At 64.2% G+C, this 14,848-nt stretch carries 16 protein-coding genes and 1 pseudogene; 8 read left to right on the top strand and 9 right to left on the bottom strand.

Annotated elements, in window-relative coordinates; genetic code table 11:
* Nucleotides 1–113: 113 nt before the first annotated feature.
* Entirely contained in the window at nt 114–1,442 is a 1,329-nt protein-coding gene (gene fahA / locus NDN01_RS06760) for a fumarylacetoacetase (RefSeq protein WP_272626603.1), read from the bottom strand.
* Between the two features lie 8 nt (nt 1,443–1,450).
* Nucleotides 1,451–1,579, bottom strand: a complete 129-nt coding sequence (locus tag NDN01_RS06755; RefSeq protein WP_272626602.1) for a hypothetical protein — start codon at nt 1,577–1,579, stop codon at nt 1,451–1,453.
* A gap of 195 nt (nt 1,580–1,774) precedes the next feature.
* Between NDN01_RS06755 and NDN01_RS06750 the strand changes: the two genes are divergently transcribed.
* A complete protein-coding gene (locus tag NDN01_RS06750; protein ID WP_272626601.1) occupies nt 1,775–2,539 on the top strand; it encodes an alpha/beta fold hydrolase in 765 nt (254 codons plus the stop codon).
* Nucleotides 2,540–2,569: 30 nt separating this feature from the next.
* Here NDN01_RS06750 and NDN01_RS06745 read toward each other — a convergent pair whose 3' ends face one another.
* The 4 genes from NDN01_RS06745 to NDN01_RS06730 all read right to left on the bottom strand — a co-directional run bounded on the left by NDN01_RS06745 (nt 2,570) and on the right by NDN01_RS06730 (nt 6,196).
* On the bottom strand, nt 2,570–3,406 hold the full coding sequence (locus tag NDN01_RS06745; RefSeq protein WP_272626600.1) for a helix-turn-helix transcriptional regulator: 837 nt from the start codon (nt 3,404–3,406) through the stop codon (nt 2,570–2,572).
* 68 nt (nt 3,407–3,474) lie between these two features.
* Nucleotides 3,475–3,882 (bottom strand): DoxX family protein, encoded by a 408-nt coding sequence (locus tag NDN01_RS06740; protein WP_272626599.1) that lies wholly within the window; start codon nt 3,880–3,882, stop codon nt 3,475–3,477.
* 7 nt (nt 3,883–3,889) lie between these two features.
* Entirely contained in the window at nt 3,890–5,398 is a 1,509-nt protein-coding gene (locus tag NDN01_RS06735; RefSeq protein WP_272626598.1) for an aldehyde dehydrogenase family protein, read from the bottom strand.
* Between the two features lie 39 nt (nt 5,399–5,437).
* Entirely contained in the window at nt 5,438–6,196 is a 759-nt protein-coding gene (locus NDN01_RS06730) for a class II aldolase/adducin family protein (protein WP_272626597.1), read from the bottom strand.
* Between the two features lie 204 nt (nt 6,197–6,400).
* Here NDN01_RS06730 and NDN01_RS06725 point away from each other — a divergent pair, with 204 nt between their 5' ends.
* Nucleotides 6,401–7,804, top strand: a complete 1,404-nt coding sequence (locus tag NDN01_RS06725; protein WP_272626596.1) for an MFS transporter — start codon at nt 6,401–6,403, stop codon at nt 7,802–7,804.
* Nucleotides 7,801–8,577 (top strand): alpha/beta hydrolase family protein, encoded by a 777-nt coding sequence (locus NDN01_RS06720; protein WP_272626595.1) that lies wholly within the window; start codon nt 7,801–7,803, stop codon nt 8,575–8,577. Before NDN01_RS06725 ends, NDN01_RS06720 begins: the two co-directional genes overlap by 4 nt.
* Before the next feature lie 4 nt (nt 8,578–8,581).
* Here the strand turns inward: NDN01_RS06720 and NDN01_RS06715 are convergent, their stop codons facing one another.
* Complete coding sequence (locus tag NDN01_RS06715) at nt 8,582–8,887, bottom strand: DUF1330 domain-containing protein (protein ID WP_272626594.1); 306 nt, start codon at nt 8,885–8,887, stop codon at nt 8,582–8,584.
* 96 nt (nt 8,888–8,983) lie between these two features.
* On the opposite strand from NDN01_RS06715, the gene NDN01_RS06710 reads away from it, so the two are divergent.
* Complete coding sequence (locus NDN01_RS06710) at nt 8,984–10,591, top strand: thiamine pyrophosphate-dependent enzyme (RefSeq protein WP_443025200.1); 1,608 nt, start codon at nt 8,984–8,986, stop codon at nt 10,589–10,591.
* Between the two features lie 258 nt (nt 10,592–10,849).
* On the opposite strand, the gene NDN01_RS06705 is transcribed toward NDN01_RS06710, so the two are convergent.
* Nucleotides 10,850–11,176 (bottom strand): hypothetical protein, encoded by a 327-nt coding sequence (locus tag NDN01_RS06705; protein WP_272626592.1) that lies wholly within the window; start codon nt 11,174–11,176, stop codon nt 10,850–10,852.
* Between the two features lie 103 nt (nt 11,177–11,279).
* On the opposite strand from NDN01_RS06705, the pseudogene NDN01_RS06700 reads away from it, so the two are divergent.
* From NDN01_RS06700 to NDN01_RS06685, 4 genes and pseudogenes are all read left to right on the top strand, one after another.
* Nucleotides 11,280–11,432 (top strand): annotated as a pseudogene (locus NDN01_RS06700) (IS5/IS1182 family transposase); the annotation flags it as partial.
* An 89-nt stretch (nt 11,433–11,521) separates the two neighbouring features.
* A complete protein-coding gene (locus NDN01_RS06695; protein WP_272626591.1) occupies nt 11,522–12,676 on the top strand; it encodes an AI-2E family transporter in 1,155 nt (384 codons plus the stop codon).
* 197 nt (nt 12,677–12,873) lie between these two features.
* The gene (locus tag NDN01_RS06690) at nt 12,874–13,248 is read left to right on the top strand and encodes a hypothetical protein (RefSeq protein ID WP_272626590.1); all 375 of its coding nucleotides are present in this window, start codon (nt 12,874–12,876) and stop codon (nt 13,246–13,248) included.
* A gap of 94 nt (nt 13,249–13,342) precedes the next feature.
* A complete protein-coding gene (locus NDN01_RS06685; RefSeq protein ID WP_272626589.1) occupies nt 13,343–13,537 on the top strand; it encodes a hypothetical protein in 195 nt (64 codons plus the stop codon).
* Nucleotides 13,538–13,712: 175 nt separating this feature from the next.
* Here the strand turns inward: NDN01_RS06685 and NDN01_RS06680 are convergent, their stop codons facing one another.
* Nucleotides 13,713–14,714 (bottom strand): hypothetical protein, encoded by a 1,002-nt coding sequence (locus NDN01_RS06680; protein ID WP_272626588.1) that lies wholly within the window; start codon nt 14,712–14,714, stop codon nt 13,713–13,715.
* Nucleotides 14,715–14,848: the final 134 nt, after the last annotated feature.

The following is a 14,848-nucleotide window of genomic DNA, read 5'->3' as shown; positions in this document are numbered from 1 at the left end:
CCGGGGGGACCGGCCTCTGATGAGGCCTCAATTCCCTATGAGACGGGCAAAACGGCGATCCGGGACGAACCAGATCACAACCAACACCACGTAGAAGGATCGCGAGCCAGCGACTATAAAAGGGTAATCGTATCGCAAGCATCTACAGACCGATAGTGCCCCATTCCTTCCACTATGATTGCCCGACAGGGTCCAAAGCCGATGGTGACGAACCCTCGCGTCTCGGCGCGCGCACTGAATGAGATTTCGTCCCCGTCGAGCAGGAAAGCGCGCTGCTCGCCGGTCGGAAGGGTGATCGGCGCTTTGCCGGCAAGCGTCATTTCCATCAAGCTGCCAAGTCCCCCAGGGCTGTCGGTCGACAAGGTCCCGGTCCCCAGGAAATCGCCCGGATTGAGATTACAGCCATTGACCGTGTGGTGCGCGACCATCTGGGCGGCGGTCCAGTACATTGCACGGGCGTCACTGAGGCTTAGTCGCTGAGGCGCGACATCCCTGTCACGCATTGCCAGCGAGGTCATCGTGACCTCGAGCTCGATGGCGAAGGCTCCGCTCGCCTGGTCGGCATCGTCCCACAGATACGGAAGCGGCTTAGGATCACCTTCAGGCCGCGGCGCCTGCGCGACGCGGAAGGGCGCAAGCGCTTCCATCGTGACAATCCAGGGCGAGATCGTGGAGTGGAAGTTCTTCGATAGGAACGGCCCTAGCGGTTGATATTCCCAGGCCTGGAAGTCGCGCGCCGACCAGTCGTTGAGAAGGCTGATGCCCGCCATGTGCCGACTGGCGTCCGCGATGGCGACGGGTTCGCCGAGCGGATTGCCCGCGCCCACCCAGAGGCCAAGCTCCAGCTCGAAGTCGAGCCGGGCCGAAGGCCCGAAAACTGGCGATGGGCTGTCGGGCTCGCGCCGCTGCCCGACCGGCCGGACGACAGGATCGCCCGAGAGGCGGATCGAGGATGCCCGCCCGTGATAACCGATCGGGATCCATTTATAGTTCGGCAGGAGCGGTGTATCCGGACGCAGCAACTTACCGATATTGGTCGCGTGATGGATGCCGACATAGAAGTCGGTATAGTCGCCGATCCGCGCCGGCAGATGGAGCTGGCAATGTGCCGCGTCATGGAGATGGGTGCGAAGCGTTGGTTCATGCTGCTGATCGGAGAGCAAAGCCGACAGGCGCTGGCGCAGCGCGCGGCGCTCGTGGGGCGAGCGGGCCAAGAGGTCGTTGAGCGCGGTGCCCGAGAGCGCTTCGCCCGGCACCACGGCAAGCAAATGGGCGATCGCGCGCAGGTCTAGGATGCTGTCCCCGATCGCGGTGCCCGGGCGCGGATCCCCGTCTACCGGCGAGAAGATGCCGAGTGGCAGGTTCTGGATCGGAAAATCCGCATGCCCGTTGGCGCTCTCGACCCAGCTCCGACGCTTGGGATCATGGGTTTCATCGATCATGCCAGCGGTCACGGGATTTTCGCCTTTTCGAAGCCTGCCCAGACCGCGTCATAGTCGAGCTGTGCGCCGGCGACGGCTTCGGTCGAGACCGTGTTGCCAAATCCCGGAATGTATCGGGCTTGCGCGCTTGCGTTCATCGTTTCGCCTCCCCTGGTTGACCGCATGGCGGCTGTCCTCCTTCGATTTGCGGCCCTTCTACAGGCCCGTGGGCGATTGGCCTGATGCCCCGCTCCGGTGGCTTATCGACCAGTCCGACAATCGCCCCGCATGGATTGCCTGCGGGTCCCGGACCGGCGCAAGCAATGCGGTGAGAACGAAAAACAGGAGATACTATGCCGCCCATCAGGATCCACGGGCACGGCCCGAGCCGGATCATCGCGATCCATGGCTGGTTCAACGACAGTGCCGCTTTTGATGGGATGCTGCCCGGCTTCGATCCAGATCGCTTCAGCATCGCGCTCCCGGATCTGCGCGGCTACGGGCCCAGGCGTTCGTCCAGCGGGCCGTTCAACATGGCGACCGCGGCCGCCGACATGCTCGCGGTCGCGGATCAGCTTGGCTGGACGCGCTTCTCGGTCATCGGCCATTCTATGGGTGGCAAGGCCGCGCTCGCGCTTGCGGTAGCTGCACCCGAGCGCGTCGAGCGGGTCATCGGTATCACCCCGGTCTGGGCCGGTCCGGCGCCGTTCGATCCCCCTACCCTCGGCTTCTTCCGCGCGGCGGCCGGCGATGTCGGCACGCGCCAGGCCATTCTCGACACGACGACGGGCGAACGCCTGCCGAGCGCCTGGCTACGTGCGAACGCCGAACGGTCGATGGAGATCAGCGACCGTGACGCCTTTGCCGCCTATCTGGAATCCTGGGCGGGCGACGATTTTGCCGAAGCCGCCTCCGGGGTCGAACGGCCGGTGCTCGTGATCGCGGGCGCGCATGACCGGGGCGTTCCCGAGGAGGTCCTTCGGGCGACGTGGCTCGCAGCACTTGCGCATGCCGAACTCGCGGTGCTGCCCGAGGCCGGACATTACCCGATGGATGAAAGCCCGCTTACGCTCGCCGCCCGGATCATCGCTTTTATCGACCCGGACATCCCGCGCTGACGCCTCGCCATCCGCCCCGCGCTCTTCCCTTCAGGCGACCGCGGAGGTCTGGCGGCGATATTCGCTCGGGGAGACCGCCATGTGCTGCGCGAAAAAGCGCGTGAAATTGCTGTGCGCGCCAAAGCCCAGCTCGTCCGCGACCTCGACCAGCGTGCGCTCGCTGGTGCTCAGCCAATGCATCGCCGCGCGCATGCGAATATGGTCGATGTAATGGCGCGGCGATGCGCCGACGCAGCGGCGGAACTGCTCGAAAAAATGCGAGCGCGACAGGCCCACGATCCGTGCGATCTCGTCGATCCGCGGATTTTCGAAGGCGTGATCATGGATGTAGAGGAGCGCCTTGCGGATCCTGAAATCGATCGGCGGTCCGTTTGCCGCCACGGTCGCGGCCTCGGGCGCGATATAGGCCTCGACCACGGCATCGATCAGTTCGACCAGCGGCCGCTCAGGATCCTCGCCATTGTCGAGCACGCCCTTGGAGATGGTCCCTGCCAGGCGCTGCGCGGCACGCTGCACAAGGGGCGTCAGGCCTTCGCGGCGATGGGGAAAGCGGAGACCGGTACGAAAGCCCTGGGCTTCCAGCACCCGGTCGATCCAGTCCTGCTCGATGACCAGCGAGAGGATCATCGTCCGCTCGCCCGAATTGGCGTGCTTCAAATGAGGAACCCAGGGATTGAACAGGAGCACGCTCGAACAATCGAGCGGTAGATCGTCGCACCCGGACCGGAACACCGTTTCCGCGCCGCCCAGCATGAAGAGCATGTTGAACTGCTGGTGCGCATGCTCGACCAGCGCTCGATCCGTTACGTTGACCGTCGCGCGACCGAAATCACCGGTAACGATCCAGATCGGTGTTTCCTGATGCATCCCGGAAATCCTCTCATCCCTATTTTCTTGTCCTCGTCCGCTTGCATCTTTGCATGTGGCGGTCGGGTTCAGGCTTGCGCCCCGTCGCGGCGCACGAGCAGCCCGTCGATCGAGAAACGCCCGCCGCCCGCGACGACCACATGCAGGAGCCCGCCCAGGATCGAGAGGTTCTTCAAGAAGTTGGTCAGTGCGTCGCGGTCGCCGAAATCACTGTGGAAGGCGATTGCGGTCGCAAGCGTGAAGAGCGCGAGCAGGACCGCCATCGCCCGGGTCCGGTATCCGAGGAGGAGCAATGTCCCGACGCCGAGCTCGCAGGCGATCGAGATGCCGAAGCCGAGCGTCGGATAGGGCAGGCTCCGCCCGATCATGGCGATGACGGCATCGGGATGGCCGAGCTTGCGCAGGCCGCTCCACAGGAACAGGGCGACGATCAATGCCCGCCCGACCGGCAGAGCCAATTCTTTCAGTTCACGCATGAATGCCTCACGAAATATGGACGAGGAGAGTTTTGGTCTGGAGGCATTGCTCCACGGCGTCGGGGCCGAGATCGCGGCCGAAGCCCGACCCCTTGTAGCCCCCTTCCGGAAGGCCCGGATACGGAAAGCCCCCGGCATTGACGGTAACCTTGCCGCACTGGAGGGCAGATGACAGGCGGTGGACCCGGTCGACATTGCGCGTCCACAGGCTGGCGGCGAGGCCGAACTCGGTGCCGTTCGCGGCGTCGAGCAGATCATCCTCGCCCTCGAACCGGTAGATACCGAGAACGGGGCCGAAAATCTCTTCCTGGGTGATCGGATCGTCATGCGCCGCGCCCGTGACCAGCGTCGGGGCGACGTAGAAGCCCGAGGTGCCCGCATAGTCGGCGGCCTCCTCGACTCCCATGCCGCCGGCGCGCGCGGCATCGAGATAGGCCGTCACCCGCTCGCGCTGCCGGCCGCTCACCAGCGGCCCCATGAACACGCCTTCGCTCAGGCCGGCGCCGACCGGGATCGAGCGGATATGCGCGCCGAGACGCTCGACCACCTGGTCGTAGACCTTGTCCTCGATATAGAGCCGCGAGCCCGCGACGCACACCTGCCCCGAATTGAGGAAGATGGCGTTGGCCGCGCCCATGATCGCGGCATCGAGATCGGCGTCGGCGAAAAGGATGGTCGGCGACTTGCCGCCGAGCTCGAGCGTCAGCTTCTTGAGCGACGAGCCTGCCTCGCGGGCGATCGCGCGCCCGGTCGCGGTCGAGCCGGTGAAGGAGATCTTGTCGATGCCTGGGTGGCGCACGAGCGCGTCGCCCGCCTCGCGCCCGAGCCCGGTCACGACGTTTACGACACCCGCTGGAAAACCGGCTTCCTCAATCAACTCGGCGAGGGCCAGCGCGGAAAGCGAGGCTTCCTCGGAAGGTTTCAGGACCACGGTACAGCCGGCGGCAAGTGCGGGCGCGAGCTTCCATGCCGCCATCATCAAGGGCACGTTCCACGGCACGATCGCGGCGATCACGCCGACCGGCTCACGTCGGGTCATGCCCTGGAAGCGACCCACGCCCGGCGGCGCGGAGACCTCGACCGTCCGGCCGGCGAGCTTGGTCGGCCAGCCGGCATAATAGCGAAAGACATCGACCGTCCCGCCGACATTGACGGCGCGCGCCAGCCAGAGCGGCATGCCGTTGTCGATACAGTCGAGCACCGCCAGATCGTCCGCCCGCGCCTCGATCAGCGCCGCCAGGCGGTGAAGGAGCGCCTCGCGCGCCACTGGACCGGCATCACGCCATTCGGGTGCTGCAAGCGCGGCGCGGGCAGCGCTCACCGCCATGTCGATTTCGGGCGCGGCACCTTTTCCGATCTCGGCGATCTCGCGGCCGCTCGACGGATCGGCGACCGTCATCGCAGCGGACGCCGCGTGCCAGGCGCCATCGATGAAATGGGCAGGCTTGCGGTCGAGCCAGCGCCGTACCGCCGGCGGCAGGCGCGACAGATCATTTTCAAGCGCGATGGCGGTCATGCAGCCTCTCCTGGTTTATCGGCGCTCAAGCGCTCGGGTTTATTTCGCGTAGTCGGGTGCTACGTCGTCCATCAGGCGGCGCCAGGCAGGCCAGTCGGCCTTGCCCCGTCCGCGGTCATGCTGATCGAGCTGGCGGACGGTGCTTTCGCAAATCGCCGCCGGCACTTCGACGATATCGTCGGTTGCGGCCTCGAGCAGGAGCTGGATCTCGCACGCGGTCATGAGGTCGCGCGTCCGCTCGAACGCCTCGCGGACGCTCGCGCCCGCGACCACAATCCCGTGATTGCGGAGGAACAGCGCGTGATTGTCGCCGAGCGCCGCCGCCAGGCGCTCGCGCTCGTCCGCATTGTCGGTCACGCCCTCGAACGGGTGGTAGCCGATGCGATTGTAGAAGCGGATCGCGGCCTGCGAGATCATCCGCAGGCCGCCGCCATGCGCGGACATGGCGATGCCGATCGCGGTATGCATGTGGAACACGCACTCGATATCGGGCCGGGCCCTCAGCACGCCGCTGTGGAGCACGAAGCCCGGTCGGTTGACCCCGGCCGCCTCGTCGAGCTCCGCATCCATGTCGACCCGCACCAGGTTCGAGGCGGTCACCTCGCGGTAGAGCAGCGCGTGGCGCTTGATCAGGAAGTGTCGCGGCGCGTCCAGCACGCGCAGGCTCAGGTGATTGTAGATCCCGTCGGTGGTCGGGAAGAAGCGGTCGATCATCCGGTAGGCGGCGGCCAGGTCCTGGCGCGCGGCCCATTCAGCCTCGCTGAACGATGATGTCGAAGGGGAAAGGCTATTCTGCATGCAAAAATGGATAGGCGGCGCGAACCAGTCGGGTCAATTCGCCCAGCCCCTTCCGGTCAACATATTCGGACTATCTGATAAGGCCTCAAAAGCCTCGCCGAAGCATAGCCCTGGACAGCACAGCCGCGTCCCCAGTTCTGCATGCAAAACAAGCAGCGGAGCAGCGGGAACCCAGGCGAGGTAGCAGTGTCAAAGGAGAGAAACTTGCAAGGGCATACCCCGCAGGGAAACGCGGCAAACGAGATCGACATCGCCGCAACCATCGATAGCGCCGCGATCAGCGCGCTCCAGTGGCGCGTCTTCGCGCTGACGCTGGCCGCCTCGATCTTTGACGGCTTCGATACGATGGTGATGTCGTTCCTGGCACCCGCGATCACGCAGGAATGGGGCGCCTCGCATGCGGCTTTCGGGCTTGTGTTCAGCGCGACGCTGCTGGGGGCAGCGATCGGCGCCGCGACGCTCGGCCTGCTTGCGGATCGGGCCGGGCGCAAGAAGCTCGTCATGGTGGCGATCCTCTGGTTCGGGCTTCTGACGATCGCCTGCGCCTTTGCGACCGGCATCACCTCGCTCGTCCTCCTGCGCTTCGTCGCCGGTCTGGGCCTTGGCGGCGCAATCCCCAACATGCTGGCGCTGGCGGCGGAATATGCGCCAGCGAGGCGGCGCTCGACGATCGTCTCGATCATTACCTGGGGGACCCCGCTCGGCGCCGTCCTCGGAGGCCTCATCGCGCCTAATGTCCTGATGCTCGCCGACTGGCGCGCGATGCTGCTGGTCGCGGGCATCGCCCCGGTCCTGCTCGTGCCGCTGCTCTGGATCGGCCTTCCCGAATCGGTCCGCTTCCTGGCGCTCAAGGACAGCAACGACCCGCGTCTGCTCGTCATCCTGCGCCGGATCTGCCCGTTCCTTCGGGTATCCGCGGACACGCGGTTCGTGCTGACCGAGCGGAGGGTCGGGCGCGCGACGATCGGCGCACTGTTCCGCGACGGCCTGGCAGCCGGAACCATCCTTCTGTCAGCCGCGATGTTCACGAGCCTTTTGCTGTCCTTCATGCTGGTAAACTGGACGCCGACCCTGCTCGAGCGCGCGGGCATCCCGTTGAGCGACGCGATCCTGGGCACGATCGTCCTCAATCTTTCAGGCATTGTCGGCAGCCTCGGGATATCCCGGGTGGTCGACGGGCGTCTGCGCGGTTCGACGGTGCTCGCCATCTCCTATCTCTTCGCGGTCGCAGCGATCCTGAGCGCGGGCACGGCGACACTGCTCGAAGGGGTGCCCCTGCCCGTCCTGATGGCAACGCTCGGCGCAAGCGGCTTCTTCCTGATCGGCTCGCAAATCACGCTGTCCGCCTATATCACCGCCTTTTTCCCAACGGCGCTGCGCGGCACCGGGATCGGCTTCAACAACGCGGTCGCGCGCTGCGGCTCGCTCTTTGGACCAGCGCTTGGCGGCATCTTGCTGAGTGCCGGGATCAATCCCGCGCACATCCTCTTTGCCGGCATCATCCCGGGGCTCTTCAGCGCCGTCGCGCTCGGCATCCTCGCCTTCATCCAGACACGTGGCCGCGCCGACACACGCACGCATCTCATCAAGAACAGGGGTCTCGCATGATACTCACGCCGCGCGATGGCGGCCCGGTCGTCCTGACGGGCGCGCCGCAGTCAATCGCTCTTCCCGACGGCACGTCGCTCGCCACCCTGCTCTACAAGGCCGCAACCGAAGGACCCGCGCCGACGATCGTCACCTGCCCCGGCGGCATGGGGACGGGCATGTTCGAGATCATCGAATGGGCCGCCGCGAGGCTCTGTGCGGCCGGCTTCCATGTGCTCAGCATGAATTATCGCGGCGGCCTGCCCAGCCACGATCATGAGGACATCTCGCTGGCCTATGACTGGCTGGCCGGACAATCCTTCATCGACGCAGAGCGGATCGGGCTGTTCGGCGTGTCGCGCGGCGGCAATGCCGCGCTCCGTGCCGCAGCTGCCGACCACCGCTTCAAAGCGATCGCGACATTCGGCACCGTCTCGGACTTCCTGCAACAGGCTTTTGGCACGGCGGCGTTCGCGCCCGCGCGCCACCGGCTGATCACCGGCTGGCTGGGTGATCCCGTCACCGGTCGCGCTTTCTACGAAAGCATCCAGGCGATCGACCAGGTCCAGAACATCGTCCAGCCGCTGTTGCTACTGCACGGCGAGCATGACATGCACGCGCCGGTCGAGCAGTCGATCATGGTCCGCGACAAGGTGCTGGCGGCCGGCAACGCCGATGTGACGCTCGAACTGTTTCCGGTGCTCGGCCATTTCGGCGAGGTGGTGCCGAGCGGCTTTGCCTATGACCATCTCGCGAGCCGGTTCATCCACTTCTTCCGCGAGAAGCTCGCGTGAGCGATCAGCCGCTGTCCTCCCCTTCGACGATCACCAGCTCGTTGATGCCGGCGCCAGCGCGCCGGAAGGCGGCGGCCTCCTGATAGGCCTGCGAGTAATAGAATTCCATGGCGGCATCGAACGAAGGATATTCGACGAGAACAAATCGCTGAAACTCCAACGTCCCTTCCAATGTTTCGAAGCGGCCACCACGGGATAAAATCCTCGCTCCGTAATTCTGGGACGCGGGACCGGCTCTTTTTACGTATTCTAAATACTGTTCCGGATCGATTACTTTAGAACGAGCAATCCAATAAGCAGGCTTCATCATCCATTCTCCACGTTCATGACGCTTAATTATAGAATAGGAATTTACGTGTCACTAGAAAATACAGCGAAGAGCACAGCGGAACTCGCGGTTGACACGATGATCGCGCATGGGATCGACGTTCTCTACGGCGTACCCGGCATCCATAACGATGCGCTGTTCGACGCGCTCCATGCAGCGCGCGACCGGGTACGCACGGTCCATGCCCGGCATGAGCAGACGACAGGCTATATGGCGCTGGGCGCGGCACTCGCGACCGGACGCCCGCAGGTCTTCGCCGCAGTCCCGGGTCCGGGCATCCTCAATGCGTCCGCCGCCCTGCTTACCGCTTATGGCATGAACGCACCGGTGCTGGCGCTTGCCGGCCAGATCCCCTCGAATGCGATCGAGCGCGGACACGGCCATCTTCACGAGATCCGCGACCAGCTCGGCCTCTTGCGGCATCTGACCAAGGACGCGCAGCGGATCGCAGGACCCGCGGATACAGGCGCGAAGCTTGCCTCCGCACTCCAGCTCGCCCGGTCGGGCCGTGCCGGACCCGTGGCGCTCGAATGCGCGATCGATGTCTGGCCGGCGCGAGGCCCGGGCACTTCCACCCTGCCCTTGCCGGTCCTGCAGCCGGCGGTCGATAGCGACGCGGTCGAGCAGGCGGCAAGGCTTCTCGGCAAAGCGAAGCGTCCGCTCATCATGGTAGGCGGCGGCGCGCAAGGTGCCGGCGAGGCGCTCGCCCGGGTCGCCGAGATGCTCCAGGCGCCGGTCGGCTGTTACCGGCGCGGGCACGGCGCGCTACCGGGCGCGCACCCCCTGGCGATCAATTTGCCGACCGCCCACCGGCTGTGGCGCGATGCCGATGTCGTGCTCGCGGTCGGGACCAGGCTCTATACCCAGCAAAGCGTCTGGGGGGTCGATGACGACCTCAAGATCGTGCGGATCGATATCGAGCCTGAGGAACCGGGGCGGTTCCGCGACCCCGATTGCGCGATCGTCGCCGACGCAGGGGCCGCCCTTGCGGCGCTTGCTGAGGCGCTGCCCCGTCACACGGATGCACGCGAGACACGCGACCTGTCGGCCGAGCGTGGCTGGATGAGGAGCGAGCTTGTCAGACTCGAACCGCAAATGGCGTTTCTCGCCGCCATCCGGCGCGCGTTTCCGCCCGAAGGCATCCTGGTCGATGAAGTGACCCAGATGGGATTTGCCGCAAGGCTCGCCTGGCAGGCGGTCCTGCCCCGGACGTTCCTGTCGGGCGGCCAGCAGGACAATCTTGGTTTCGGGTTTGGCACCGCGCTCGGCGCGAAGGTCGCGGTCGGTGACCGGCCCGTCATAGCGATCGCCGGCGACGGAGGATTCGGCTATCAGGCGTTCGAACTGGCAACGGCCGCCAAGCACAATATCGCGCTGGTCACGATCGTCTTCGATGACGGTGCCTTCGGCAATGTCCGGCGAATCCAGGACCAAGTCTATGGCGGTCGGCGTATCGCTGATAGCCTGCATAACCCCGACTTCGTCGCTTATGCCAAGAGCTTTGGCGTGCGCGCGGTGCGGGCGGAGACACCGGCCACGCTTGAGCAATCGCTGACAGAGGCGCTACGCGCCAATGAGCCGGCGCTGATCCACGTGCCGGTGGGCGAGATGCCGAGCCCCTGGCAGCTGATCATGCTGCCCAGGATTAGGGGTACTGCCCAACCGCATGAGCGAGCGTGGCCCTAAGGAAGAACGGCCGAGCCGCCGGCCCGGGCAAGTGATTGACCGCATGCGCTGAGCAAGACAATGTCAGTATAAGTACCGTTACTACTGGAAGTGATATTTAGGCTCCTGTCCGCCTTCTGGAGCCGATCTAACAAGAGCTTCCATCTCTCCATTAGCATCATCTGACCGGTAACATACGACTCACTTGCAGTTATTCCAGCCGTCCTGCGTTGAAGATAGATAATCCTAGGAAAACGGATGTCACCGTCACATCTAAGCTTAGTAGCAAGCTACGCTCATAATGGTGCTGTCTTCGGCTAGCACGACATTCACACGGCTGGTTTGAAGGTCGGCGAGAATATCTTCTCCGATAACGATCCAACGTATGCGCCTTTTGTCGACGACGCTCCGTTCGATCGCGCTACGCGTGGGTTGATCGGCCTTACGCCCTATGAAGGGGCGCAAGGCACGCGCGCCACAAGTGTCGTCTCGACGGGCTCGCGCGATCTCACGCTCGCCAAAGCTTTGACAACTGGCGAGCAGAAACATCATAGAAGCCATAGTGGTGATAGGACTGGTGAGGATGTGGAGCAGATAGCGCTTCATGCCAGCAGGTTATCTTCAAGATATGAATGGCTGATAACTACGGTAGGCGTCCGGTGAGGCCGTTATCGTCGTTCGAGAGATGCCGTTGGCACAATGCGCGCATCCGCGCCGCTTTGTCGTCGAGCGAACCTTTCCCTGGCTCAACCGAAACCGCCGCCTCGCCAAGGACTTCCAACAGACAATCCAATCCGCCACCGCCTTCCTATACGCTGGCTCCGCTATGCTGCTCATCCGGCAGCCGGCTCTTTGCGCATGAGATTCGAGACGGGCTCCAAGGCGATGTCGACGATAGCTCCACCCGCGCGTCGCTGCTAAGCAAGCGGCGCGATCCGATAAGGGGATAACGTGGCAACCAGCAAAACGCGCACCACGGCCGCCGTGCCGTCTTCCCCGACCGAGATCGCGGAAACCGAGGCGAATGTCCGCACGCGGCAGCTCTACCTGACGTTAGCGATCTTGCTGGCGGCGGTGTGGGTAGCCTGGGAGTTTCTCGTTCCGATCGCCTGGGCGGCGGTTTTGGGAATGGCCGAATGGCCTCTGTATGAGCGCGCCTTGAAACGTTTCCCCAACCATCCGGGATGGCTAGCCCTCGGCTTTACGGCCGCAACCGCACTGTTCGTGCTCGGCCCGCTGTCATTCGCGGCGGTAACGCTGGCGCAGGAAAGCCAAGCTGCCATCGCCTGGGTCCAGCATGTACAGCAAACCGGGCTACCGGCACCAAGCTGGCTGCCCGGAATTCCGCTCGCCGGCGATAGGGTTGCAGCGTGGTGGCAGCAGCATCTGAGCAACCCCAGGGGCGCCGGCGCTTTGCTGGGGTCGATAAGCGGCGCGTCGGTCCTCGGCTGGATGCGTTCGATCGGCGGCGAGATCGCGCGCGATACCAGCCTATTTGCAATCACCCTGGTCATCATGGCGACGATGCTCGCGCGAGGTCGCCACGTAAACGACCGGGCCCGCATCATATCGCGACGGATGTTCGGACAGTTCGGCGAAGACTTTCTCGAGCGCATGATCAGCGCGGTACGTGGCACGGTGAACGGCACGATCGGCGTGTCCGTGCTGGAGGGTACCATCATCGGAATCGGATATTGGATCGCGGGCGTGCCGCAGCCGCTATTGTTCGCGACCTTCACGATCGTGTTCGCCTTGATCCCGTTCGGTGCTTGGGCCGCGTTCGGGCTCGCGACGCTCGTGTTGCTCGCGCAGGGCCATATCGTTGCCGCGGTGGCTTTGTTCGCCTTCAGCACGGTGATCATGGCGGTCGGGGACAATTTCGTGCAGCCGGCCGTTATCGGTAATGCGGTGGAACTGCCGTTCCTGTTCGCCATGATCGGCGCCCTGGGCGGCTTGGCCGAGTTCGGCCTGGTCGGTCTGTTCATCGGTCCGGTGATCATGGCCGCACTGCTGATCGTCTCGAATGAGTGGATCGGCCTCGAGACGGCTCCGTCTCCGCCAAAGGGGCGGCGGCGAGGACCTATCGTCATGAAACGACACGTGTGACCGTCATAGGATCGACGGACACTACCGGCTTCGACCCGAGGATACGCGGCCGACGAACGGTGAACCCGAGGGACAGCCCCATGGCAAGATCGCGCGCAGCGGACTGGTTTTCGATCGGCTGGCTGGGCTAGTGGCAGCTCACATCCGTCGGAGAATATGACGGGTTCCTGACCTTCCTTCCCCCTACCCTGCTTCTGATGATGCCCGCCATTCTGTTCCTACGGTTTCGGCTCGGCAAGATGCCGGCCGCGCCGCAGCCGGTCGATCCGGTACGGGCCGAAAAACTGGTAATGCGGGTTATGGGCACCGTGGGGCTGGGTGGCGCGCTGGTGCGCGCGGGCGCGTTGCTCTTGGCGCAGCACTACCCCGATCGGGCCGGTCCGTCGGTCGATGTCGACCTCGCCACGCTCGGGGCCGCCGCGCCGCCTCTGGGGCGTGTGACGCTGAGCGGCACGATCGATAGTGACCATGTGGCGAGGAAGGCGATCGGCGCCAAGGGCGTCGGCGGTCGATATCTCTTTGCCGCAATGACCATGCCCGGAGCGAGGCACGACAGCGCGGATTTTCGTTGAGGAATATGGCGACAGCGCCATTATCCAGCCGCTTCCCACCGACGCCAGCAACCGGTTCAAGGGTGTCCTGGTCGAAGGCGGCCTGCCCAACACGGTGTCGCGGCAATTCGCGCGGCTCGGGGTTCCGGTCGCCGAGCCTTATTATGTGCTGTTGACCGGGCCGGAAGGCGCTCGCAGCGGCTGGTATATGCTCGCCGGACTGAGCGGATTTGTCGCGCTGCTCGGTTTGCTGCCGGTCATTGGCGTCTTTGTGGCAAGGGCTCGTCGACGCCAGTCGGGATTACGGTGAGGATATGCCCCGGGGCGGGTTGCGACGTCATGTGAGTGGGCCGGCCGTTCCGGCCAGCACGATCCGGCACCAGTTGGCCTATTTCCAAGAAGATCATTTGGGGGTGGACCGCTGACTTCATGGACAGCGGTCGGTTGCAACGCACACAAAGTGTCTAAAAGCAGTCGGTCGCGGATCACTGCACGATGGCTTTTTCTATGCTCCGCTGGAGGATGTTGCTCCATAACTGCTGCAGGTTCGCGAGCCCTCCGGCCGTTGAGCTGAACATCGTCGTATCGCACACCAGTAGTTTGCCGGCGAAGGCGTCAGCGTTTGATTGGAGCAGCGCATCGAAATTGGACCGCCCGGTTTGCGTAAAAGGGTGGGGCGGCACGGCGAGATCGATGTTCTGCCGTGCGAGCACATCCATCCGCTCGATGGCAACTTCCAGGCGTTCGAGCTGCGGCAAATGCGGGTGCAGGTTGAACGCCCCTACACCATTCAGCAAACCTAAGACGTCCTTACTCGCGTCGGCCTCGATTGGGCTAGGCTCGCCCTCGGGCGTTACGGCCGGGCGCAAGCCGAAACGGTTCTCGACAGGCACGCCAAGGCCGGCAAGCAACGAGCGTGCAAAGCCGCCAAAGCCCTGGCGCGGAGGAATGCCGGAATCGCCGTGATGACGATGCTCGGCGAGTTGCACGCTCCGACGCTCGGGCAGCGTCACATCATCGGCTTCGCCGATATCGTGGTGCGGGCAGACGAAGAGCATATGACCGGGATCGCTCAGAAAATGCGTGACCGCCTTGACCTCCGCATCTGTCGCTGCCTGGTTGGTTCGTAGGGAATCGAAGCTGATGACAACGATGGTGTCCGCGTCCGCGATCAATTCCTCATTGAGCAGTGTTTTGACACCATCACGTCGCACGCGCTCTATTTGGATAGCAGCGTTGCCAGTGATCGTTTCCGCTAGCGCCGCGAAGGCGGCGAAATTCGGTCGCTGGATATGGTCCAGGAAACCACCAATCCCTCGCTCGACGCCGACCTCGTCTGAAAGCCCTTCATATTTGGGATAGAATAGCCGCCGGAGCTCGAAGAGTGCCGGGAAACGATCGTCGATCTCATCGAGCGGCGCGCTCGTCTCTGCCGGATAGCTCCAGGCGAAATAGATCAGCACGCGACGCTTGCTGTGGGCCGGCATGGTAGGCGCTCCTATGACCACTATAGGGTAAGGCCAAAACGATTCCGCCTGTAGCCGTCGACCTATTTGTGATAGCATTTACCTGCTGTCTGCAACTTGAGTCTCTACAACCTGGAATCGTTGCCGGTAGCCTA

This window comes from Sphingomonas sp. QA11 (genome assembly GCF_028473665.1).
Taxonomy (GTDB): Bacteria; Pseudomonadota; Alphaproteobacteria; order Sphingomonadales; family Sphingomonadaceae; genus Sphingomonas; species Sphingomonas phytovorans.
Note: the sequence above shows the minus strand (reverse complement) of the source record. Positions and strands in the feature narration are given on the sequence as shown.

Bases quoted from the DNA above. Each gene is read 5' to 3' on its own strand.
- NDN01_RS06730 (WP_272626597.1), bottom strand. From the start codon at position 6,196: ATGCAGAATAGCCTTTCCCCTTCGACATCATCGTTCAGCGAGGCTGAA.
- NDN01_RS06720 (WP_272626595.1), top strand. From the start codon at position 7,801: ATGATACTCACGCCGCGCGATGGCGGCCCGGTCGTCCTGACGGGCGCG.
- NDN01_RS06755 (WP_272626602.1), bottom strand. From the start codon at position 1,579: ATGAACGCAAGCGCGCAAGCCCGATACATTCCGGGATTTGGCAACACG.
- NDN01_RS06745 (WP_272626600.1), bottom strand. From the start codon at position 3,406: ATGCATCAGGAAACACCGATCTGGATCGTTACCGGTGATTTCGGTCGC.
- NDN01_RS06715 (WP_272626594.1), bottom strand. From the start codon at position 8,887: ATGATGAAGCCTGCTTATTGGATTGCTCGTTCTAAAGTAATCGATCCG.
- NDN01_RS06750 (WP_272626601.1), top strand. From the start codon at position 1,775: ATGCCGCCCATCAGGATCCACGGGCACGGCCCGAGCCGGATCATCGCG.
- NDN01_RS06690 (WP_272626590.1), top strand. From the start codon at position 12,874: ATGATGCCCGCCATTCTGTTCCTACGGTTTCGGCTCGGCAAGATGCCG.
- NDN01_RS06710 (WP_443025200.1), top strand. From the start codon at position 8,984: ATGATCGCGCATGGGATCGACGTTCTCTACGGCGTACCCGGCATCCAT.
- NDN01_RS06740 (WP_272626599.1), bottom strand. From the start codon at position 3,882: ATGCGTGAACTGAAAGAATTGGCTCTGCCGGTCGGGCGGGCATTGATC.
- NDN01_RS06705 (WP_272626592.1), bottom strand. From the start codon at position 11,176: ATGAAGCGCTATCTGCTCCACATCCTCACCAGTCCTATCACCACTATG.
- NDN01_RS06680 (WP_272626588.1), bottom strand. From the start codon at position 14,714: ATGCCGGCCCACAGCAAGCGTCGCGTGCTGATCTATTTCGCCTGGAGC.
- NDN01_RS06735 (WP_272626598.1), bottom strand. From the start codon at position 5,398: ATGACCGCCATCGCGCTTGAAAATGATCTGTCGCGCCTGCCGCCGGCG.
- fahA (WP_272626603.1), bottom strand. From the start codon at position 1,442: ATGATCGATGAAACCCATGATCCCAAGCGTCGGAGCTGGGTCGAGAGC.